The organism is Pandoraea norimbergensis (assembly GCF_001465545.3).
Lineage (GTDB): Bacteria > Pseudomonadota > Gammaproteobacteria > Burkholderiales > Burkholderiaceae > Pandoraea > Pandoraea norimbergensis.
Map to the genome: position 1 here is coordinate 1,729,129 of NZ_CP013480.3, position 20,824 is coordinate 1,749,952.

Genomic DNA, 20,824 nt, shown 5'->3' on the forward strand with positions numbered 1-20,824 from the left:
AAGACATGTGCAGGAGCAAACGATGAAGGACCTTCGATTAATTGTGCTGTTCGGGGTCGTCGTCACGGCGCTGCTCGCCACGTTGCAGTCGGGCGTGTGGCTGTCGTTTCTGATGATGACGCTCTACACCGTGCTGCTATCGCAGTCGTGGAATATTCTGGGCGGTTTTGGCGGGCAACTGTCGTTCGGCCATGCGTTGTTTTTCGGCGTAGGTGCCTACGCGCAGGCGATTGCACAACTGCAATGGGGCTGGAATCCGTGGCTGGCGATGCCGTTCGCCATTGCGATGGGAACGCTCGTTGCTGTGGTCGTGGGGGCAGTGACGTTCCGCTACGGCCTCAAGGGTTCGTACTTTGCGCTTGTGACGCTGGCGTTTGCCGAGGTCTTTCGCATTCTTGCCGTGTCGTTGCCGTTCACCGGCGCAGGCGTCGGCTTGATGGTGCCGTTGCATCAAAGCGCCGCGAACTTGCAATTCGCTTCGCCGCGCGGCTACGCCTTCGTGCTGCTGACGTTCGTCATGGGGGCCTTGTTGGTCACGGCGTGGTTGCGCCATTCGCGCTTCGGCGCATGGTTGCAGGCCGTGCGCGATAACGAAAACGCGGCGCGGGCGGTCGGTGTCAACCCGCTGCGAGTGAAGCTCGGTGCCATCGCGTTGTCGGGGGCGTTCATGAGTGCGGCGGGCGTTTGCTACGTGCAGATGTTTCAGTACATCGACGCCGGCATTGCTTTCGGTTCGACCATCTCGGTCGAGGCGCTGGTGGGCGTGATCGTCGGCGGTCTGGGCACGCTATGGGGGCCGGTGCTTGGGGCAGCCGTGCTGTACACGCTCGGCGAACTCACACGCAACCTGTTTGGCGAATTGCCCGGCCTGTCGATGGTGATCTACGGCGCGGTGTTGATTCTGATCGTGATGTTCCTGCCGCGCGGCATCACCGGCGCGGGTGCCTCGGTGCGCCGTGCACTGGGCATGGGGAAAGACAAGCCGCAAGCGGACGGCACGTTCCGCGCAAGCGACACCAGCATTGCGAGTGCCACGAGCGCAACGAGCGCAACGAGCGCAACGAACATTGCGGCAAGTAAGGAGAAGGCCCGTGTCTGACGCCTTGTTGAAAGCCGATGGCCTGTCCATCACGTTCGGTGGCCTGAAGGCCGTGCAGGACGTCAGCCTGAGCATTCGGCCGGGCACGCTCACGGCGCTCGTGGGGCCGAACGGTGCGGGCAAGACGACGTTGTTCGGTTTGCTCTCGGGGTTTCTGACGCCCACGGCCGGAAGCGTCGAGTTTCAGGGACGCGACATCACCGGACAGGCGCCGTTTGTGACCGCGCGTCAGGGGCTCACGCGCACGTTCCAGATCGTGCAGCCGTTCGGCGCGCAAACCGTGCGCGAAAACATCGCCGTGGGTGCGCATCTCCATCAGGGCAATCGCCGCGCGGCACTGCGCGAAGCCGAGGAGATCGCGTTTCGCACGAACCTGCAAGCGCAGTTGGACAAGCCGGCTGCCGACCTGACCGTGTGCGGGCGCAAGCGTCTGGAACTCGCACGCGCACTGGCGACTCGCCCGCGCTTGCTGCTGCTCGACGAAGTACTCGCGGGGCTGAATCCGAGCGAGATCGACGAAATGATTCCCGTGGTGCGCGAGATTGCTGCCAGCGGTGTGACGGTGCTGATGATCGAGCACGTCATGCGCGCCGTGATGAGTCTGGCCGAACATGTGTGGGTGCTGGCGCAAGGCAAGCTGATTGCCGCAGGCACGCCGCAGGAAGTGACGTCGGACCCGGCGGTGGTGGAGGCCTATCTAGGCCATGGCACGGCGGCGCGGCTGGCGGCGCAGGCGGCCCAGTCGGCACAGGCCGGAGGTGCGCGATGAGCCATTTGCTCGAAGTCGAAGGCTTGCGCACGGGCTACGGCCGCGTGGAGGTGCTGCGAGGCGTCGATCTGACGGTCGGCGAAGGCGAGATCGTGGTGTTGCTTGGCAGCAATGGCGCAGGCAAATCCACGCTGAACAACACGCTCTCGGGAATCAATCCTGTCTGGGCGGGGAGGGTGCGCTTCGACGGCCATGACCTGACCGGCCGCCACTACCGCGAGGTGGTCAAGGCCGGGTTGATTCAAGTGCCTGAAGGGCGTCGCATTTTCCCTAACCTGAGCGTGCGTGAAAACCTGGCGCTCGGGGCATTCGCACGAGGCCGTGCCGGTCGCGAGCGCAGTCTGGAACGCATGCTCGATCTGTTCCCGCGTCTGCGTGAGCGCATCGCGCAGCCTGCCGGGACGATGTCCGGCGGCGAGCAGCAGATGCTTGCCATCGGGCGCGGGCTGATGGCCGAGCCGCGACTGCTGATTCTTGACGAACCCTCGCTGGGGCTCTCGCCACTCATGGTCGAAGAGCTGTTCGCCCTGATCGCACGCTTGCAACGCGATGGTCTGTCGATTCTGCTCGTCGAGCAGAACGTGGGGCAGTCGCTCGAAACCGGCCAGCGTGGCTACGTGCTGGAGAACGGCTCGATCCGTCACAGCGGCACGTGTGCGGAGTTGCTCGCGAGCAGCGAGCTTCGCCGTGCCTATCTCGGAATGTAAGGGACTTACCGTGGCTCAAACTCTGACGCAAAAGCTGCTGGCCGCCGCCTGCGGGCGCGCCGAAGTAGCGGTGGGCGAGATCGTGACCTGCCGGGTCGATCTCGCGATGTTTCATGACTCCAGCGGCCCGCGCCGTCTGCAACCGATGCTCGAATCACTCGGCGCGCAATTGTGGGACAAGTCGAAGGTCGTGCTGGTGATCGACCACTACGTGCCGGAATCGGACGACGAGTCGCGCCGTATCGTGCGCATCGCCCGCGACTGGGCGCAGGCACAGGCGTTGCCCAATGTCTACGACTCGGTCGGTATCTGTCACGTGGTCGTGCCTGAGCACGGACACCTTCGCCCCGGCATGTTCTGCGTGGGCGGCGATTCGCACTCGCCGACCGGCGGCGCGTTCGGTGCTTACATGTTCGGTATCGGCAGCACGGAGATGCTCGGCGTGGCGGTGTCTGGCGAAATCTGGGTGAAGGTGCCCACGACGATCCAGATGCGCTGGGACGGCCGCTTGGCCGATGGCGTGACGGCGAAAGACATGATGCTGCACATGATCGGGCGTTTCGGCATGAACGGCGGACGCTATCAGGCGATCGAGTTCTGCGGCGAGGCGGTGCGCGCGCTGTCGATGCAGGAGCGCATGACGCTCTCCAATATGAGTGCCGAACTGGGCTCGCAGGTGGGGCTGGTCGCGCCCGATGCGACGACCGTCGAGTATCTGCGCTCGGTCGGTGTTACCGATGGGATCGATGCCACCGATGTGACGCGCTGGCAAAGCGATGCGGATGCGGTGGCCGAAGTGCACGCGTTCGATGCCAATACGCTGGCCCCGCAAGTTGCCGCACCTCACAGTCCGGCCAACACGCGTGCGATCGATGCCTTTGCCGATATCTCCGTGGACGTGACCTATCTGGGCGCATGCACTGGCGCGAAGCTGGAGGATTTGCGGGCCGCCGCCCGCGTGCTCAAGGGGCGTCGCGTGGCCGAAGGTATGCGCTTCGTCGTCGCACCAGCGTCCGCGCGTGATCAGGCGCAGGCCGCGCGCGAGGGGGTGATGGACGTGCTGGTGGCCGCTGGGGCCCAAGTGCTGGCCAATACCTGCGGTGCCTGCGCAGGCTATGGCGGCTCGATTCCCGAAGGCGCGACGGTGATGTCGAGCACGGCGCGCAACTTCAAGGGCCGCATGGGCGCAGAGACCGCGCAGGTCTATCTCGGTTCGCCCTATACGGTGGCCGCTGCGGCGCTCACGGGCCGCATTGCCGATCCCCGCGACGTGCTCGCCTGACCCAGTTCTTTCAACGCCACTCATGACATTGCCAACGTCTTCTCCCGACGCACTTGCGCCCGTCCACCGCACCTGGGTGGTGGGTGCCGACATCGATACCGACGCGCTCGCACCGGGTGCCTACATGAAATTCGGCATCGACGAGATCGCTCGCCATTGCCTGCACCGCGTGCGCCCCGAATTTGCCGCGCAAGTCAGGCCGGGCGACGTGTTGGTGGCCGGTCCGAACTTCGGTATCGGCTCTTCCCGCGAACAGGCCGCTGCCGCGCTTGTGCATCTGGGTGTGCGCGCCGTGATCGCGCCGTCGTTCAACGGACTCTATTTCCGCAACGCCTTCAATGTGGGGCTGTTGCTGCTGACCTGCGCCGACGCGCAGTGCATTGCCGAGGGCGAGACCCTGCGGCTGGCACCGCGCGTCGGTTTTATCGAACGCGCCGACGGCAGCCGTCTCGCCTGCGAGAACGTGCCCGGCTTCCTGCTCGACATGGTCGAGGCGGGCGGTCTGCTCAATCTGCTCAAGCGGCGCAGTTCGACATCTCACGCGACACCTAACGGAGCTTCTTCATGCTAGATCCCGTCACCCTGGCGGTCCTCAAGGGCCGGCTGGAGCAGATCGCCGACGAAATGGACGCGACGCTCTACCGCAGTGCCTTCAACCCGATCATTGCCGAGGCGCACGACGCTTGCCACGGCATCTACGACGCGGCGACCGGCGCGACGCTCGTGCAAGGCAAGTCGGGCCTGCCGGTTTTCGTCGGTGCGATGGCCTTTGCCGTGCAGGCGGCGGCGCGCGCTGCGGCCGAGCGCGGCGGCATGGTCGAAGGCGACGTGTGGCTCTTCAACGACCCCTATGAAGGCGGCACACACGCAAACGACTTCAAGCTCGTGCGCCCCGTGTTTCGCAATGGCACGTTGTATTGCTTCCTCGCGTCCGCTGCCCATTGGCACGACGTGGGCGGCGCGGTGCCGGGCAACTACAACCCGGCGGCGACCGAGTGCTGGCAGGAGGCGGTACAGATTCCGCCGGTGCGTATCCTGCGGCGCGGCGAACTCGACGCCGACGTGCTCGCGATTCTCAAGGCGAATACCCGCTTGCCCGATAGTCTCTGGGGCGATTTGAACGGGCAACTGGCGGCGCTGGAACTGGGCGCACGGCGGCTGGACAACCTGCTCGACGAGTACGGCGACGGCACGGTGCAAGACGCGCTGGTGCAACTGCGCGAGCGCGCCGTGAAACTCATGCGCGCGCATGTCGCTGCGCTGCCCGACGGCGAATATACCTATCACGACACGCTCGACAACGACGGCGTACGCGACGAGCCGCTGACCATCGCGCTGTGCATGCGTGTGGCGGGCGACACGCTGACGCTGGACTTCACCGGCACGTCGCCGGCCTGCATGGGGCCCGTGAATATCTCGCGCGCCACGGCCATCGCGGCGTGTTACGTCGCGCTCAAACATCTGTTCCCTGACGTACCGGCCAATGCGGGCGTGCTCGATGCCGTGAAGTTCGAACTGCCGGAAGGACTGCTGATTTCGGCCCAGCGGCCACGTCCGGTCGGCGGTTACACCGAAACCATTCTGCGCATGATCGACGTGATCTTTTGCGCGATGGCGCAAGCCGCCCCCGAGCGGGCGATGGCGCAGGCCTACGGCACGATCAACGCGCTGTCGATTGCGGGCCATCGCACGGACGCCGAGCGCAAAGGCCAGCGCTGGGTGATGTTCAGCTTCTTCGGCGGCGGCCACGGCGGGCATAGCGATGGCGATGGCCTCTCGCATGGCAACGCGCCGATTTCGACGGCCACGATTCCACCGGTCGAGATTCTGGAAGCCGCGTATCCGGTGCGGTTCACCCAGTGGGCATTGCGTCCGGACTCGGCCGGTGACGGTGAGCATCGCGGCGGGCTCGGGGCCATCTACGAAATCGAACTGCTGGAAGACAGTGCCGAAGCGTTCGTTTTCGGCGAGCGTGGACGCTCGGCACCGCAGGGCATCGCAGGGGGTGAGGCGTCGGTGCCTAACGTCTTTCAGTATCAGAACGAAGGCGAGTGGCATACGCCGCCGATGGCCTCGAAGATGCTCGGCATCAAGCTCGCGCGCGGAGAGCGTGTGCGTCTTGAGACGCCGGGCGGTGGCGGGTACGGCGACCCGGCGCGGCGCGATGCGGGCGCACGAGCGCATGACCGGGCGATGGGGTATGTGACAAACGCGGTGACAAGAGCAGGTGAGGGCGCAGACGCTACCACTGGCAAAGCAACGAAGGAGCAACAGGCATGAGCGCAGCAGCCAACCCGAACCCCTCGCTGGTCGTCGGTGTCGACGTCGGCGGGACGTTTACCGATCTGTTCGTGCTCGACGAAGCGGCCGGCGTGGCGCGCATCGTGAAGGTGCCGTCGACGCGTGGCGAAGAGGCGCGCGGCTTCATGAACGGTATCGAGCGTGTCGAATCTGCCGGGCGGGGTGGCGCTGCAGCGATTGCCACCATCGTGCACGGCACGACAGTGGGCACCAACGCGCTGCTGGAGCGCAAGGTGGCGCGCACCGGCATCATCACGACGACGGGCTTTCGCGACGTGCTGGAAATGCGCCGCCGCGACCGGCCGGCTACGTGGGGGCTGCGCGGCAATTTCACGCCCATCGTGCCGCGCGATCTTCGTCTGGAAGTCGATGAACGCGTGTTGGCCGATGGCACGGTGCACACCGATGTCGATATTGCACAGGTGGAAGCGGCCGCGCGCGCGTTGCTCGAAGCCGGTTGCGAGGCCGTGTGCGTGTTCTTCGTCAATGCATACGCGAATCCGGTCAACGAGCAACGCGCGGTGGCGGCGGTGCGCGCACTTTGGCCCAATAGCAATGTGACGGCAGCGACAGAAGTGCTGCCGGAAATCCGAGAATTCGAACGCTGCTCGACGGCAACCCTCAACGCGTCGCTGCAACCGGTGGTCGGCGGCTATCTGACGCGTCTGGCACGCGATTTGAAAGCGCAGGGCTTCGATGGCGAGTTGCTGGTCGTGCAGAGCAACGGCGGAATCATGTCGCGCGAGACGGCTAGCGATGTGCCGGTGCGCACGGCGCTTTCCGGGCCGGCGGCGGGCGTGATTGCCTGTGCGGCCATTGCGCGCGCGGCAGGCTTCCCGAATGCGGTGACGGGCGACATGGGCGGTACGTCTTTCGACGTGTCGCTGGTAGCGGGCGGCGAGGCGTCGCTCTCGGCGCAGACGTCCATCGAATTCGGCATGGTCGTACGCTCGCCCATGATTCAGATCGAAACGATTGGGGCTGGCGGCGGGTCGATTGCCTCGGTCGATGCCGGTGGCCTGCTTCAGGTGGGGCCGGAATCGGCGGGCAGTATCCCGGGGCCGGCCTGTTACGGGCACGGCAATCTTCGCCCGACGGTCACCGACGCGAATGTCCTGCTCGGACGTATTGCCGCCGACCGCCCGCTGGGTGGCGGTCTGCTCGGCAAGCTCGACAGCGATCTCTCGGCGCAGGCTATCGGCAAGCACGTGGCCGAGCCGCTCGGGCTTGATGTCTACGCCGCCGCCGAGGCCATTCTCACGGTGGCCAACGCCAAGATGGCCGGGGCGATCCGTCTGGTGTCCATCGAGCGCGGTCACGATCCGCGTCAGTTCGCCTATATGCCGTTCGGCGGCGGCGGAGCGCTGCACGTGTGCGCGATGATGCGCGAAGTCGGGACGACCACCGGCATCGTGCCGCGCTATCCGGGTGTGACCTCGGCACTGGGGTGTGTGATCGCCGACATGCGCCACGACAGCGTGCAGACGCTCAACAAGCCGCTCGCGGTGCTCGACACCGACGATCTCGTCGCCCGCATCGAGGCATTGCAGATCGCGTGTCAGCAACGTCTCGACTCGGCGGGGGTGCGTTTCGATGCGGTCAAGGAAGTCATCGAACTCGACATGCTCTACGTGGGCCAAAGCCACACGGTGCGTGTGCCGGTGGCGCGTGAGGCGCTGCACCGCGAAGGTATCGCGCTGGCATTCGAGACGGCGTATCGCGAAGCCTTCGGCCGCGCGCTCGACGGGATTGCCGTGCGCATCATGAATCTGCGATATGCGCGCATCGGCGTGCGTCCGAAGTTCGATCTCGGTGTGCTCGCGCCGCAAGCCATCGAGATGCCGTCATCGCTCGGCACGCAGCGGGTGTATCACGCAGGGCAGTGGTGGGACGCTGTGCGGTTTGCTCGCCTCGATCTGCCGGTCGGCGCAAGCGTGGCCGGCCCGGCGATTCTCGAGCAGTCGGATACGACGATCTGGCTCGAACCGGGGTTCTCCGGGCGCGTGGACGCGCTGGGCAACCTCCTCATCACGCGCAACGCGTGAGCGGCCACCCGGGAGTCATGTCATGAGCCAGAACAACGTGCTCGATGCGGCGCGCACGGCGCTCGTCATCGTGGATTTGCAGAACGACTTCATTACCCCCGGCGGGGCCTACGACCGCGGGGGCGCGGCGACGCCGCAAGCTCAGGCGCTGCCGGCGCGTATTGCGCCGATCGCTCACTCGCTCAAAGCGGCGGGCGGTTTTGTCGCCGCGAGCCAGTTCACGCTCTGGCCGGATGCGCAGGGTGAGCCGATGATTTCGCCCCATCTCAAACAGTTGCGGCCGTTTCTGCGACGTGGCGATTTTGTGGCCGGATCGGCAGGGCACGCGACGGTGGCGTCGCTTGCTGAACACGTGGATGTCTCGGTGTGGAAGGTCGCGTATTCGGCGTTCTTCAACACGCAACTCGACTGGGTGTTGCGACGCGCGGGCATCGAAACGGTGGCCGTGTGCGGCATTGTGACCAATGGCGGCGTGGCCAGCACTGCACGCGATGCCCACATGCGCGACTACCGTGTGCTGGTGCTCTCGGACGGCTGCGCTGCGCCGACGCCGGCCGCCCATGACGCGGCGCTGGCTGATCTACGCTCGGTCGGAGACGTTGTGACTTGTGAGGCCTTCACCGGCCGGATCGCCGCATGAGCGCGCCGCTTGCACCGGTGATTCGCAAGGGGCGTCCGCCCGTCGACGATTTGCCGCAACTGAGCGTGGTGATCGTGGGCGCGGGGGCTTGCGGGCTGACCGCCGCACTGGTCTTGCAGGACGCAGGCATCGACTGTGTGCTGCTGGAGCGCGACGCGGTGCCGAGTGGATCGACGGCGCTGTCGTCGGGTTTCATCCCAGCGGCTGGCAGCGAGGTGCAGCAGGCGGCAGGTATCGACGATAGCCCGGCGCAGTTCGCACACGACATCTTGCGCAAGACCGAGGGCAAGGCGGCCGCCCATCTGGTCGAGGCGTATGCGCGGGCTTCCGGCCCGGCCATGGATACGTTGGCGCGCCACGGTTTGGCGTTCGAAATTCTCGATGGGTTTCTGTATCCCGGGCACAGCGTGCGTCGTATGCACAGCCTGCCGGAGCGCACGGGGGCGGCGCTGATGGCAGCGCTTGAGCGCGCCGTGCAGGCGACGGATGCGCCGCTGCTCACGCGAACCGTCGTGCGCGAACTCTGGACCGATGACGACGACCGCATTAGCGCCGTGGGTGGCGTGCGGCCCGACGGTGCGATGGAGTATCTGGGCTGCGACATGCTGCTGCTTGCCTGCAACGGCTTCGGTGGGAATGCGGTGCTCAGGGGCGAGTGGCTGCCCGAGATGGCGCAGGCGGTCTACGGCGGTCACGAAGGCAACGACGGTAGCGCGCTGCTTTGGGGGCAAGCGCTGGGGGCGGCACAGGCCGACCTCGGTGGCTATCAGGGCCACGGCTCGTGGGCAACGCCGCACGGCGTGTTGATTTCGTGGGCCGTCATCATGGACGGCGGCGTGCAAATCAATCGCAACGGCGAGCGCTTTCACGACGAGACGCACGGCTATTCCGAAGCGGCGGTGAACGTGCTGGCGCAGCCCGACGGTGTGGCGTGGAATGTGTTCGACGCGCAGACGCTCGCGCTGGCACGCACGTTTCCCGATTTTCAAGAGGCCGAGGCGGCGGGGGCGCTCAAGACCTGTGGCGATATCGATGCGCTCGCGACTGTCATCGGGTGCGATGCGCAGACGCTGCGCACGACATTGGCAGGGATTGCCCCCGGGGTCACGGCAGACGACGGGCGACGGTTTGTCCGCACACTTAGCGCGCCGTATTACGCCGTTAAGGTCACCGGTGCCTTGTTTCACACGCAGGGCGGGCTCGATATCGACGCGCATTGCCGCGTGTTGTATCCGGACGGCAGGCCGTTCCCGAACTTGCTCGCCGCCGGTGGGGCTGCGCGCGGCGTGTCGGGCAATGCCGTGTGGGGCTACTTGTCAGGTAATGGACTGCTCTCGGCCGTCGCGGGCGGCTACCTTGCGGCGAAGACCGCCATCGATGCGTTGCGGGGTGTTTCTGCTGCGGCACTCGCCACCCATTCACAGGAGATTTCCGAATGACGTTGTCGTCATCTCTCAAACACCGGCTCGGCGACGGCGTGCTGCTCGCGCCGGGTGTCTACGACGCTTTGTCGGCACTGATCGCCGAACAGGCGGGCTTCGAAGCGCTTTATCTCTCGGGCGCTTCGATCGCCTATACCCGGCTCGGCCGGTCGGACATTGGTCTGACGACCTATCCGGAGGTGGAAGACACCCTCGCGCGAATCGCGGAGCGTGTGTCGGTGCCGGTGATCGTCGACGCCGATACCGGCTTCGGCAATGCGCTCAACGTCAAGCGCACCGTGCGCGGGTTTGAGCGCGCTGGCGCGGCGATGATTCAACTGGAAGACCAGACGTTCCCGAAACGTTGCGGGCATCTCGACGGCAAGGGCGTCGTGAGTGTGCAGGAAATGACGGGCAAGGTACGCGCTGCCGTTGATGCACGTCACGATGCCCGTACGCTCATTCTGGCGCGTACCGATGCGGTAGCGGTCGAAGGTCTGGATGCCGCGCTCGATCGCGCCGAACAGTATCTGGAAGCCGGTGCGGATGCGTTGTTCATCGAGGCGCTGCGCACGACGGAACAGATGGTGGCGGCGTGCGAGCGCTTTGCAGGGCGTGTGCCGTTGCTCGCCAACATGGTGGAGGGCGGTAAAACGCCGGTGCAAAGTGTGCAGGCGCTGGCCGATATCGGTTTTCGTATCGTCATCTTCCCGGGCGGCACGGCGCGTGCCGTGGCCCACACGTTGCAGGGTTACTACGCCAATCTGCACACACAAGGCACGACGGCCGCATGGCGCGAACGCATGCTCGATTTCGACGGACTGAATGCGGTGATCGGTACGCCGGAATTGTTGGCGCAGGGGAAGCAGTACGAGTAAGCAAGATGCGTGCGGCACCCGCGCGGAAACGAGGCGGGTGCGGCGCCGAAAGCATCGGCGCGTGACGTGGGTCGCGCCGGTAGATGGGCCCGTCGCGGATGACTTCGCGACGGGCCTTTTTTGCTTCAGACGATGCCGGTCTCGCGCAGCGCCGTGATCTTCGCGTCGTCGAACCCCAGACGTTCGCGCAGGATATCGTCGCTGTGCTGGCCGAGCGTGGGCGGTGCCGTGCGTGCGACCGGCGGGGTTTCGCTCATCTTCATCGGGCTGGCCACGAGGCGCGCGACGCCGCCTGACGGATGCGGCAATTCGATGGCCATTTCCCGTGCGACCACCTGCGGGTGGGCAAACACTTCCGGCAGCGTGTTGATCGGGCCGCACGGCACGCCTGCGGCTTCGAGCTTGTTGATCCAGACGTCCTTGCCGAACTTGCGCACCATCTCGACGAGGATCGGCACCAGCACTTCACGATGGCGAACACGCGCCGGATTGGTGGCAAAGCGCACGTCGTCGGCGAGCGCGGTTTCTTCACCGGCTTCCACGAACCTGCGGAACTGACCGTCGTTGCCCACGGCGACGATGATCCAGCCGTCGTCACCCGTCTGGAACGTCTGATATGGCACGATGTTCGGATGCGCGTTGCCCCAGCGCACGGGCGCCTTTTCACTGGCGAGGTAGTTGGTGTTCATGTTGGCGAGCATGGCAACCTGCGTGTCGAGCAGCGCCATGTCGATGTACTGGCCTACGCCGGTGCGGTCGCGATGGGTGAGGGCGGCCATGATCGCCAGACTCGCGTACATGCCGGTCATCAGGTCGGCAATCGCCACGCCAGCCTTTTGCGGGCCACCGCCGGGCAAGCCGTCACGCTCGCCCGTGATGCTCATGAAGCCGCCAATCCCCTGAATGATGAAGTCGTAACCGGCGCGTGACGCGTGCGGGCCGTTCTGGCCGAAGCCCGTGACTGAGCAGTAGACGAGATCGGGTTTGACCGCTTTGAGCGAGGCGTAGTCCAGACCGTACTTCGCGAGCTGGCCCACTTTGTAGTTCTCGACGACGACATCGCTTTGCGCGGCGAGCGCACGGACGATGGCCTGCCCCTCGGGGCGCGAGATATCCAGCGTGAGCGAGCGCTTGTTGCGGTTTGCCGCGAGGTAGTAGGCGGCTTCGGCGGTATCGTTGCCTTCGGCATCGCGCTGGTAGGGCGGCCCCCAGCTGCGTGTGTCGTCGCCCACGCCGGGACGCTCGACCTTGATCACGTCCGCGCCCAGATCGGCCAGATTCTGCGTGGCCCACGGACCGGCCAGCACACGTGAAAGGTCCAGCACCCGGATATGACTCAGCGCGCCCATCGTTATCTCTCTCCTTGATCGCTTCGCACGGTGACGGCGTGGCACGTCATGTGCGAAACATTGTTTTGCAATGCGGAACTTGTGGCGAAGAGTCTATGGCGGAGTCTCGGCGTCTGACCAGCGCCGTTTCGCACTGCGGTTGGCGCGCCGACGCTGTGTGGGTGCCGATTTCCCGTATAATCAAAAGTTTGCAAAATATCCCGCCAGGCGCAGCCAGCCCGGCCCCCACGCTCTCAAGCACGCTATGAAAGTCGCAGACATTCGGGAAAAATTTCTTAACTTCTTCGAGTCGAAGGGCCACACGATCGTGCGCTCGTCGAGCCTCGTGCCGTCCAATGACCCCACGCTGCTGTTCACGAACTCCGGCATGGTGCAGTTCAAGGACGTCTTCCTCGGGCTTGAGACGCGCCCCTACAAGCGAGCGACCACGGCACAGCGCAGCGTGCGCGCCGGCGGCAAGCACAACGATCTGGAGAACGTGGGCTACACCGCCCGTCACCATACGTTCTTCGAGATGTTGGGCAACTTCTCGTTCGGCGACTACTTCAAGCGCGAAGCGATCCAGTACGCGTGGGAACTGCTGACCACGGTCTACCAGCTCCCCAAGGACAAGCTCTGGGTCACCGTCTATCAGGAAGACGACGAAGCCTACGACATCTGGGCGAAGGAAGTCGGCGTGCCGACCGAGCGCATCATCCGCATCGGCGACAACAAGGGCGCGCGCTACGCGTCGGATAACTTCTGGCAAATGGCCGACACCGGCCCGTGCGGTCCGTGCTCGGAAATCTTCTTCGACCACGGCGCCGACGTGTGGGGTGGCCCGCCGGGATCGCCGGAAGAAGACGGCGACCGCTACATCGAGATCTGGAATCTCGTGTTCATGCAGTTCAACCGCGACGAGCAGGGCAACATGACCCCGCTGCCCAAGCCGTGCGTTGACACCGGCATGGGGCTGGAGCGCATCGCCGCTGTGCTGCAACACGTGCACAGCAACTACGAAATCGATCTGTTCCAGCACCTGATCAAGGCTGCTGGCCGCGAGACCGGCGTGACCGATCTGGCAGCGAACTCGCTCAAGGTGATCGCCGATCACATCCGCGCGTGCTCGTTCCTGATTGTCGACGGCGTGATTCCGGGCAATGAAGGCCGCGGCTACGTGCTGCGCCGTATCATCCGCCGCGCGATCCGCCACGGCTACAAACTTGGCCGCAAGCAACCGTTCTTCTACAAGCTGGTGCCGGATCTGGTCGCCGAGATGGGCGTGGCCTATCCGGAACTGGCGCAGGCGCAGCAGCGCGTGACCGACGTGCTCAAGCAGGAAGAAGAGCGCTTTGGCGAAACCATCGAGAACGGCATGGAGATTCTCGAAGGTGCGCTGGCCGATCTGGCCAAGCGCGGCGTGACGACGCTCGACGGCGAACTCGCGTTCAAGCTGCACGACACGTATGGTTTCCCGCTCGATCTGACGGCAGACGTCTGCCGCGAGCGCAGCATCACGGTCGATGAGGCCGCCTTTGACGCCGCCATGGCGCGCCAGCGCGAGCAGGCCCGTGCGGCCGGCAAGTTCAAGATGGCCACGGCGCTGGAATACGACGGCGACAAGACGCGCTTCCAAGGTTATGACCGCCTCGCCCTCGAAGGCGCGAAGGTCACGGCACTGTATGTCGACGGGACGAGCGTGACCACGCTCAAGGCCGGTCAGCAGGGCATCGTGGTGCTCGATACCACGCCGTTCTACGCCGAGTCGGGTGGTCAGGTGGGCGATCAAGGTTTGATCACCACGGCCGGTGCACGTTTCGGTGTGTCGGACACGCAGAAGATTCAGGCAGACGTGTTCGGCCACTACGGCAAGCTCGAATCGGGCGAGTTGAAGGTGGGCGAGGCCGTGACGGCGCAAGTCGACGCGGTGCGCCGCGCGCGCACCGTGCGCAACCACTCGGCGACTCACTTGATGCACAAGGCCTTGCGTGAAGTGCTTGGTGGCCACGTGCAACAGAAGGGCTCGCTGGTCGACGCCGACAAGACGCGTTTCGACTTCGCTCATAACGCGGCAATGACCGCCGACGACATTCGCCGTGTGGAAGACATCGTCAATGCGGAAGTGCTGGCCAATGCGCCGGTGCAGGCTGCGCTGATGTCGTTCGACGACGCGGTCAAGGGCGGTGCGATGGCCCTGTTCGGCGAGAAGTACGGCGACGAAGTGCGCGTGCTCGACATCGGTTCGTCGCGTGAACTGTGCGGTGGTACGCACGTGGCGCGTACGGGCGATATCGGCCTGTTCAAGATCGTGATGGAAGGCGGTGTTGCCGCCGGTATCCGTCGCGTGGAAGCGATCACCGGCGACAACTCGGTGCGCTTCGTGCAGAAGCTCGACGATCAGGTGAATGAAGCCGCAGCGGCACTCAAGACGCAGCCGGCCGAACTGACGCCGCGTATCGCGCAGGTGCAGGAGCAGGTCAAATCGCTCGAGAAGGAACTGGCAGCACTCAAGTCGAAGCTCGCGTCGAACCAAGGTGACGAACTGGTCGAGCAGGCTGTGGACGTCAATGGCCTGAAGGTGCTGGCCGCGCAACTCGAAGGCGCCGACGCCAAGACCCTGCGCGAGACGATGGACAAGCTCAAGGACAAGCTGGGGAGCGCAGCCATCGTGCTGGCTGCCGTCGAAGGCGGCAAGGTCACGCTGATCGCGGGTGTGACGGCGGATGCCACCAGCAAGGTCAAGGCGGGCGAACTGGTCAACTTTGTGGCCCAGCAAGTGGGCGGCAAGGGCGGCGGCCGTCCCGACATGGCACAGGCGGGCGGTACCGACCCGTCGCAACTGCCGCAGGCGCTCGCCGGCGTGCAGGGCTGGGTGGCCGGCAAGCTGTAATGCCGGTGTGACATCGAGGCGTGCGGCGGCGCTTGCCGTTAGGCTGCCGCCACGCACACCCCGGCTGTCATTCGCTCGGCAGGATGTTTTCGCAAACGCGCGCTTCGGCGCGCGTTTTGCATGGGTGTCGCGATGGCGCACCGATTGCCCCTGATGCCTTAGGGGAACAATCGCATTCGGTGATGTTTTCCATGTAAAGTATTCGGCACGATAGTGGGCATCGACGTGAGCGGATAGCGCTGACTGAGCCTGCGTGCACCGACTCTCGCGTTTCGGACTGCACATCTTCCGAGCCCCTGATACGCCCGTTCGCGGGTTAGCCAACGCCATGTCAGCCACACTCGCCGATTCCGCCCGACCTGCCTCGTCGCATCAACCGTCGCCGGAACGCGCGGCATGGCGCATTGCGCTGTCGTGCATGCTCGCGTTGTCGATCGCGATGGGCATCGGCCGCTTCGCCTTCACGCCGATGCTGCCGCTCATGTTGCACGAGCATCTCGTCGACATTCAGCACGGCAGTTGGCTGGCATCGCTCAACTACGCCGGCTATTTCATCGGTGCACTCTCGTGCATGTGGCTGCGTTTCACGCCGACATTCCTGATTCGTTTTGCCCTCGCCGCGACGGTCGTACTCACGCTCGCCATGGGGCTGCTGGAGTCGTTCATGGTGTGGGCGATCGTGCGCACACTGGCCGGTGTGATGAGCGCATGGGCGATGGTGTTCTCGGCGGGATGGGGCTTTCGCAAGCTGGGCGAGTTGCGCATGCCGAGTCTGGGCGGCGTGATCTTCGCGGGGCCGGGAGCAGGCATCGTCGTGACCGGCTTGCTCGCCAATCTGAACAGCGCATTCGGCTGGCCGGCGCGTGGTGGCTGGTTGCTGTGCGGCGTACTTGCGCTGGTGTTGCTGGCGGTGATCTGGCGCACGTTCGTCCCCGATGCGGCCGATGCGTCCGCCGCGTCCGCCGCAGTCAAGCCGGAGGGCGATGCCCCCGCTCATGCAGCGCCGCATGCCGTCAATCACGGCAGCGGCGAGAACGTGATTCCGATTACCGTGTTCTATAGCTTCGCCGGGTTCGGCTACATCATTACGGCGACGTTCCTGCCGGTGATTGCGCGTCACGCGTTGCCCGGTTCGCCGTGGCCCGATCTGTTTTTCCCGCTGCTCGGCCTGATGGTGATTCCCGGCGCGATCATCGGCGCGCGTGCGCCTGTGTCGTGGGACAACCGCCTGTTGCTGGCCGCCTGCTACGTCATGCAGGGGCTGGGCGTGGGCATCGGGATCGTCTTGCCGAACGTTGTGGGCTTCGCGTTGGGCAGCGTGCTCGTCGGCCTGCCGTTCACGGCGATCACGGTCTATACCGTGCGTGAGTGCCGCCGGCTGCGTGGGGACAATGCCAATGGCCTGATCGGGCTTGTGACGGCATCCTACGGCATCGGGCAGATCGTCGGGCCGCTGGTGGCTGCACCGCTGGTCGAGACGACCGGCAGCTTCACGGCGGCGCTGTTGTGCGCTACGGCCGTGCTCGCGCTCGGTGCCGTTGGCTTCGTCTGGGACTGGCGGCGCTCGCTTGAACGCGCTCCCTGAGTGCGCCGCTTGAGCGGCGCTTCCCACTTTGCGCAGGAGCATTTCACATGGCTTTTACATTGCAGGCGGGCCGCAAGGCTGCCACGGGCATGAGCGACGCCGAGCAGCGCATGCGTGTCGACCTCGCAGCGTGCTACCGGCTCGTGGCGATGCACGGCTGGGACGATCTCATCTATACCCATATCTCGGCCATGGTGCCCGGCGAGCCCGGACACTTTCTGATCAATCCGTTCGGACTGGCGTTCGATGAAGTGACGGCGTCGAATCTCGTGAAGATCACGATGGACGGCGAGATTGTCGGCGACAGCGAACATCCCGTGAATGTCACGGGCTTTGCGCTGCACGGCGCGGTGCATGCGGCTCGCCCGGACGCCGTTTGCGTCATGCATCTGCACAACACGGCAGGCATCGCCGTCTCGATTCAGCCGCACGGCCTGCTGCCGATCTCGCAACATGCGCTGCGTTTTCACGAGCGGATCGGCTATCACGACTACGAGGGTCTGGCGTTTTCGCCGTCGGAGGGCGAGCGTCTGGTGGCGTCGCTCGGGGCGTATCCGGCGATGCTGTTGCGCAATCACGGCACGCTCACGGTTGGCCGTACGGTCGCAGAAGCCTTCGTGTTGATGGCGACTTTGATCAAAGCGTGTGAAATTCAGTTGCAGGCGCTCGTGGGCGGCGCGCCGCCTTATCTGCCAAGCGCTGCGGTGCAGGACAAGACGGCCGTGCAACTTGAAGACGGCGGTGCCATCGAGGGCGAGATGGAGTGGCCCGCATTGCTGCGCAAACTCGATAGAATGGACGGCTCGTTTCGAGACTGATTGCATGGCATCACAGTGAGCCGCATCGGATCTGAACGAGTCACGACAACAACATCAGGAGAGAGATAGCAATGCCAACGTTTCACGTCGAGTTGTTCGAAGGCCGTACGGTCGATCAAAAGCGCGCATTCGTGAAGGCCGTGACCGCAGCAGCGGTCGAGACCCTCGGTTGCTCGCCGGAATCGGTCGACATCATCATTACCGATACCAAACGCGAGAACTGGGCCACGGGCGGCACGCTCTGGTCGGACCCGCGTCCCGAGTAAGCCGGCCGCAAGGCCCAAGGTCGGGGGTCGACCGGCGATCCCCGTTGCATTGAAGAGGTCGTCATGTCGCAACACCCCGCCAATTCCACGAATTCCACGCCTTCCACCAACGCCGCACATCCCGCGGCTCACGCTGCGCAGGACGTGCCGCAACACTTCGCCTCGGATAACTACGCGGGCATCTGCCCGGAGGCGCTGCACTATCTCACCGAAGCCAATGCCAGCGGTCACGAAGTGGCCTACGGCGACGACACGTGGACGCAGCGCGTTTGCGACGGTGTTCGCACGCTGTTCGATACCGATTGCGAGGTGTTCTTCGTTTTCAACGGCACGGCAGCCAATTCACTGGCGCTGGCGTCGCTCTCGCAGTCGTATCACTCGGTCATCTGCCATGAACTGGCACACGTCGAGACGGACGAGTGCGGTGGTCCGGAATTCTTCTCCAACGGCGCCAAGCTGCTGACCGCACGCGGCCGCGAGAACGACGGCAAGCTCACGCCGGATGCCGTCGAGTCGGTGATTAGCCGCCGCTCCGATATTCACTTTCCGAAGCCCAAGGTGGTCACGCTCACGCAGGCGACAGAAGTCGGCACGGTGTACTCGGTCGATGAAGTCAAGGCGATTGCCTCGGTCGCCAAGCGACGCAATCTGCGCGTGCATATGGACGGTGCGCGGTTCGCGAACGCTGTCGCGACGCTCGGCTGCCATCCGGGCGATGTGACGTGGCGCGCCGGGGTCGACGTGCTGTGCTTTGGGGGGACGAAGAACGGGTTGCCGGTCGGCGAAGCGGTGGTGTTCTTCAACCGCGCGCTGGCGGAAGATTTCGCGTATCGGGTGAAGCAGGCCGGACAGCTCGCGTCGAAAATGCGCTTCATTTCCGCGCCGTGGCTGGGCATGCTCGAAAACGATGTCTGGTTGCGCAACGCGCGGCACGCAAATGCGATGGCGCAATTGCTGGCCCAACGGATTCGCGACGTGCCGGGGGTCTCGATCATGTTCGAGACGCAGGCCAATGCAGTCTTTGCCGAGTTGCCGCTGCACGTGATCGAAGCGCTGCGCGCCAAGGGGTGGAAGTTCTACACGTTCATCGGCGCAGGCGGTTGCCGCTTCATGTGCGCCTGGGACACGCGTCCGGAGACGGTCGAGCGTCTGGCAGCCGATATTCGGGCGCTGAGTGTGGCAGGGTGAGTTTGTTCGGCAATAAAAACTATTTGATCGAACAGTTTTCGTGAGATATCCCTCGTTTTCATCCAATTCTGTTCGATCGTACAGTTTTTGCCTGACAAGCTTGTATGGAAAAAAGGCCCGGAACTAGCGGCAACGTTTGGTGGGGAAATGCGCTGCTTGCGCGCCATTCGTCATACCGTAATTGAGGAGGCTATCCGGCGTCTCGACGCTTAATCGTGCCGGGAGAGCGATGCTCCTGGCATCCTAACCCTTCGGCGTCGCCGGCGTCTCCGGCGTGAGAAACCGGTGCGCGAGCGTGTGATAGAACGATGGCGAGAACGCCTTCGAGACTTGCGTGGCGAGCAACGCAACGGCCATGAGCGGGATGACCATCTGGTGGCCGTCGATCATCTCCATGACGATCACGAACGACGTGATCGGCGATTGCGTCACTGCCGCCAGATAACCCACCATGCACAGCGCGGCCATCGCAGGCAACGGCACCACGGCCGTGACGTGCGACATCACATTGCCCAGCCCCGCGCCGATCGCGAGCGACGGGGCAAAGATACCGCCCGGAATTCCCGACAGATACGACACGGACAACGCGCCGAATTTCAGCAGCGCGTAGAGCGGCGAGAGCGCTTCGTGCGATTCGAGCAGCCCGCGTGCCTCGGCGTAACCGCTGCCGAACGTGGTGCCGCCGGAGACGATGCCAATCACGGCAATCACGACCCCGCACAGGAAGGCAAAGCGCACCGGATGCGCGCGCCGCATACCCACGAGCGACGCAGGCATCCAGCGCGGCACGTTGAGCATCAGCCAGCAGAACAAGCCGCCCGCTACACCGGTCAGCAGGCTCGCGAAGATCAGCACGGGGATCAGCGTCCATTGGAATTCGCTGATCGCCTTGATCTGCCCGAAGTAGAGATAGTTGCCCTGCAAGCCGAGTGCGACAACGCCGGAGAAGATGATCGCGGTGATCAATGTGCCGCTGTTGCGTGCAACGAAACTACGGCTCAATTCTTCGATGGCAAACACCACCCCGGCAAGCGGCGTGTTGAAGGCGGCCGCGAGCCCGGCCGCAGCCCCGGCCAGCGTCAACTGCCGTTCAATGTGAGCGCTGCTGCGGCGGTAACCGCGGCGCATCGCATACATGAGCGAAGCGCCGATCTGCACCGTGGGGCCTTCGCGTCCGATCGTGAAGCCGCACAGGATGCCGAGAAACGAGATCGCGATCTTGCCGAACATGATGCGCAGCGTCAGCAGCGACCGGGAGAGGCGGCCGTCCTGAAGCGTGGCGATGACCTGCGGAATGCCACTGCCTTCCGAGCCTTTGAAGAATTTTTGCGTCAGCCAGATGGCGAGCGCAGCGCCCAGTGGCGTCACGATCAGCGGCAGCCAGAAGCCGTGTGCCAGCATGCGCTGAAATAATTCGAAGCCGAAGTCGACCAGCTTCGCATAGGCCACCGACACCAGACCGACGAGCACCGCGCCTAGCCAGAACACGCCGTAGTTGTGCCACAGACGGCGCGAACGATGGGCGCCGGTGCGTGCGATTCTCATCGGCAGCGAGGCCGCAGGGGGCACGCTGGATGGCGCGCTGGGGGGCGGTGATGACGCCTCGG

At 64.7% G+C, this 20,824-nt stretch carries 17 protein-coding genes; 15 read left to right on the forward strand and 2 right to left on the reverse strand.

The genetic code is table 11. The annotated features are described in order from the left end of the window. Nucleotides 1-22 precede the first annotated feature (22 nt). From AT302_RS07780 to AT302_RS07825, 10 genes are read left to right on the forward strand one after another with little or no spacing between them, the layout of a single operon-like run. A complete protein-coding gene (locus tag AT302_RS07780; protein WP_084656087.1) occupies nt 23-1,099 on the forward strand; it encodes a branched-chain amino acid ABC transporter permease in 1,077 nt (358 codons plus the stop codon). Beyond that, entirely contained in the window at nt 1,092-1,868 is a 777-nt protein-coding gene (locus tag AT302_RS07785; protein WP_058377939.1) for an ABC transporter ATP-binding protein, read from the forward strand. Before AT302_RS07780 ends, AT302_RS07785 begins: the two co-directional genes overlap by 8 nt. Then, on the forward strand, nt 1,865-2,575 hold the full coding sequence (locus AT302_RS07790) for an ABC transporter ATP-binding protein (protein WP_058377940.1): 711 nt from the start codon (nt 1,865-1,867) through the stop codon (nt 2,573-2,575). Before AT302_RS07785 ends, AT302_RS07790 begins: the two co-directional genes overlap by 4 nt. 10 nt (nt 2,576-2,585) lie before the next feature. Then, nucleotides 2,586-3,857 (forward strand): 3-isopropylmalate dehydratase large subunit, encoded by a 1,272-nt coding sequence (locus tag AT302_RS07795; protein WP_058377941.1) that lies wholly within the window; start codon nt 2,586-2,588, stop codon nt 3,855-3,857. 22 nt (nt 3,858-3,879) lie between these two features. Further along, nucleotides 3,880-4,428 (forward strand): LeuD/DmdB family oxidoreductase small subunit, encoded by a 549-nt coding sequence (locus AT302_RS07800; protein WP_058377942.1) that lies wholly within the window; start codon nt 3,880-3,882, stop codon nt 4,426-4,428. Then, a complete protein-coding gene (locus AT302_RS07805; RefSeq protein WP_058377943.1) occupies nt 4,422-6,137 on the forward strand; it encodes a hydantoinase B/oxoprolinase family protein in 1,716 nt (571 codons plus the stop codon). Before AT302_RS07800 ends, AT302_RS07805 begins: the two co-directional genes overlap by 7 nt. Next, a complete protein-coding gene (locus AT302_RS07810) occupies nt 6,134-8,203 on the forward strand; it encodes a hydantoinase/oxoprolinase family protein (RefSeq protein WP_058377944.1) in 2,070 nt (689 codons plus the stop codon). The genes AT302_RS07805 and AT302_RS07810 overlap by 4 nt, the downstream gene beginning before the upstream one ends. A gap of 22 nt (nt 8,204-8,225) precedes the next feature. Next, nucleotides 8,226-8,843 (forward strand): cysteine hydrolase family protein, encoded by a 618-nt coding sequence (locus tag AT302_RS07815; protein ID WP_058377945.1) that lies wholly within the window; start codon nt 8,226-8,228, stop codon nt 8,841-8,843. Continuing rightward, on the forward strand, nt 8,840-10,282 hold the full coding sequence (locus AT302_RS07820) for an FAD-dependent oxidoreductase (RefSeq protein ID WP_058377946.1): 1,443 nt from the start codon (nt 8,840-8,842) through the stop codon (nt 10,280-10,282). Before AT302_RS07815 ends, AT302_RS07820 begins: the two co-directional genes overlap by 4 nt. Continuing rightward, nucleotides 10,279-11,142 carry an isocitrate lyase/PEP mutase family protein gene (locus AT302_RS07825; RefSeq protein WP_058377947.1) on the forward strand — a complete coding sequence of 288 codons (864 nt, stop codon included), beginning with the start codon at nt 10,279-10,281 and terminating at the stop codon, nt 11,140-11,142. The genes AT302_RS07820 and AT302_RS07825 overlap by 4 nt, the downstream gene beginning before the upstream one ends. A 125-nt stretch (nt 11,143-11,267) precedes the next feature. Here AT302_RS07825 and AT302_RS07830 read toward each other — a convergent pair whose 3' ends face one another. Next, on the reverse strand, nt 11,268-12,491 hold the full coding sequence (locus AT302_RS07830; protein ID WP_058377948.1) for a CaiB/BaiF CoA transferase family protein: 1,224 nt from the start codon (nt 12,489-12,491) through the stop codon (nt 11,268-11,270). Between the two features lie 244 nt (nt 12,492-12,735). Here AT302_RS07830 and alaS point away from each other — a divergent pair, with 244 nt between their 5' ends. The 5 genes from alaS to AT302_RS07855 all read left to right on the forward strand — a co-directional run bounded on the left by alaS (nt 12,736) and on the right by AT302_RS07855 (nt 19,217). Further along, nucleotides 12,736-15,360 (forward strand): alanine--tRNA ligase, encoded by a 2,625-nt coding sequence (alaS, locus tag AT302_RS07835; RefSeq protein ID WP_058377949.1) that lies wholly within the window; start codon nt 12,736-12,738, stop codon nt 15,358-15,360. Nucleotides 15,361-15,688: 328 nt separating this feature from the next. Then, nucleotides 15,689-16,945, forward strand: coding sequence for a YbfB/YjiJ family MFS transporter (locus AT302_RS07840; RefSeq protein WP_058377950.1), 1,257 nt, complete (start codon nt 15,689-15,691; stop codon nt 16,943-16,945). A gap of 47 nt (nt 16,946-16,992) precedes the next feature. After that, on the forward strand, nt 16,993-17,763 hold the full coding sequence (locus AT302_RS07845) for a class II aldolase/adducin family protein (RefSeq protein ID WP_058377951.1): 771 nt from the start codon (nt 16,993-16,995) through the stop codon (nt 17,761-17,763). Nucleotides 17,764-17,834: 71 nt separating this feature from the next. Then, on the forward strand, nt 17,835-18,029 hold the full coding sequence (locus AT302_RS07850) for a 4-oxalocrotonate tautomerase (protein ID WP_058377952.1): 195 nt from the start codon (nt 17,835-17,837) through the stop codon (nt 18,027-18,029). Nucleotides 18,030-18,092: 63 nt separating this feature from the next. Continuing rightward, nucleotides 18,093-19,217 carry a threonine aldolase family protein gene (locus AT302_RS07855; RefSeq protein ID WP_237172093.1) on the forward strand — a complete coding sequence of 375 codons (1,125 nt, stop codon included), beginning with the start codon at nt 18,093-18,095 and terminating at the stop codon, nt 19,215-19,217. A 243-nt stretch (nt 19,218-19,460) separates the two neighbouring features. Here AT302_RS07855 and AT302_RS07860 read toward each other — a convergent pair whose 3' ends face one another. Further along, on the reverse strand, nt 19,461-20,762 hold the full coding sequence (locus AT302_RS07860) for a chloride channel protein (RefSeq protein ID WP_058377953.1): 1,302 nt from the start codon (nt 20,760-20,762) through the stop codon (nt 19,461-19,463). Between the last annotated feature and the right edge of the window lie 62 nt (nt 20,763-20,824).

Bases quoted from the DNA above. Each gene is read 5' to 3' on its own strand.
- AT302_RS07815 (WP_058377945.1), top strand. From the start codon at position 8,226: ATGAGCCAGAACAACGTGCTCGATGCGGCGCGCACGGCGCTCGTCATC.
- AT302_RS07845 (WP_058377951.1), top strand. From the start codon at position 16,993: ATGGCTTTTACATTGCAGGCGGGCCGCAAGGCTGCCACGGGCATGAGC.
- AT302_RS07850 (WP_058377952.1), top strand. From the start codon at position 17,835: ATGCCAACGTTTCACGTCGAGTTGTTCGAAGGCCGTACGGTCGATCAA.
- AT302_RS07825 (WP_058377947.1), top strand. From the start codon at position 10,279: ATGACGTTGTCGTCATCTCTCAAACACCGGCTCGGCGACGGCGTGCTG.
- alaS (WP_058377949.1), top strand. From the start codon at position 12,736: ATGAAAGTCGCAGACATTCGGGAAAAATTTCTTAACTTCTTCGAGTCG.
- AT302_RS07830 (WP_058377948.1), bottom strand. From the start codon at position 12,491: ATGGGCGCGCTGAGTCATATCCGGGTGCTGGACCTTTCACGTGTGCTG.
- AT302_RS07840 (WP_058377950.1), top strand. From the start codon at position 15,689: ATGTCAGCCACACTCGCCGATTCCGCCCGACCTGCCTCGTCGCATCAA.
- AT302_RS07805 (WP_058377943.1), top strand. From the start codon at position 4,422: ATGCTAGATCCCGTCACCCTGGCGGTCCTCAAGGGCCGGCTGGAGCAG.
- AT302_RS07860 (WP_058377953.1), bottom strand. From the start codon at position 20,762: ATGAGAATCGCACGCACCGGCGCCCATCGTTCGCGCCGTCTGTGGCAC.
- AT302_RS07855 (WP_237172093.1), top strand. From the start codon at position 18,093: ATGTCGCAACACCCCGCCAATTCCACGAATTCCACGCCTTCCACCAAC.
- AT302_RS07790 (WP_058377940.1), top strand. From the start codon at position 1,865: ATGAGCCATTTGCTCGAAGTCGAAGGCTTGCGCACGGGCTACGGCCGC.
- AT302_RS07820 (WP_058377946.1), top strand. From the start codon at position 8,840: ATGAGCGCGCCGCTTGCACCGGTGATTCGCAAGGGGCGTCCGCCCGTC.
- AT302_RS07780 (WP_084656087.1), top strand. From the start codon at position 23: ATGAAGGACCTTCGATTAATTGTGCTGTTCGGGGTCGTCGTCACGGCG.
- AT302_RS07800 (WP_058377942.1), top strand. From the start codon at position 3,880: ATGACATTGCCAACGTCTTCTCCCGACGCACTTGCGCCCGTCCACCGC.
- AT302_RS07810 (WP_058377944.1), top strand. From the start codon at position 6,134: ATGAGCGCAGCAGCCAACCCGAACCCCTCGCTGGTCGTCGGTGTCGAC.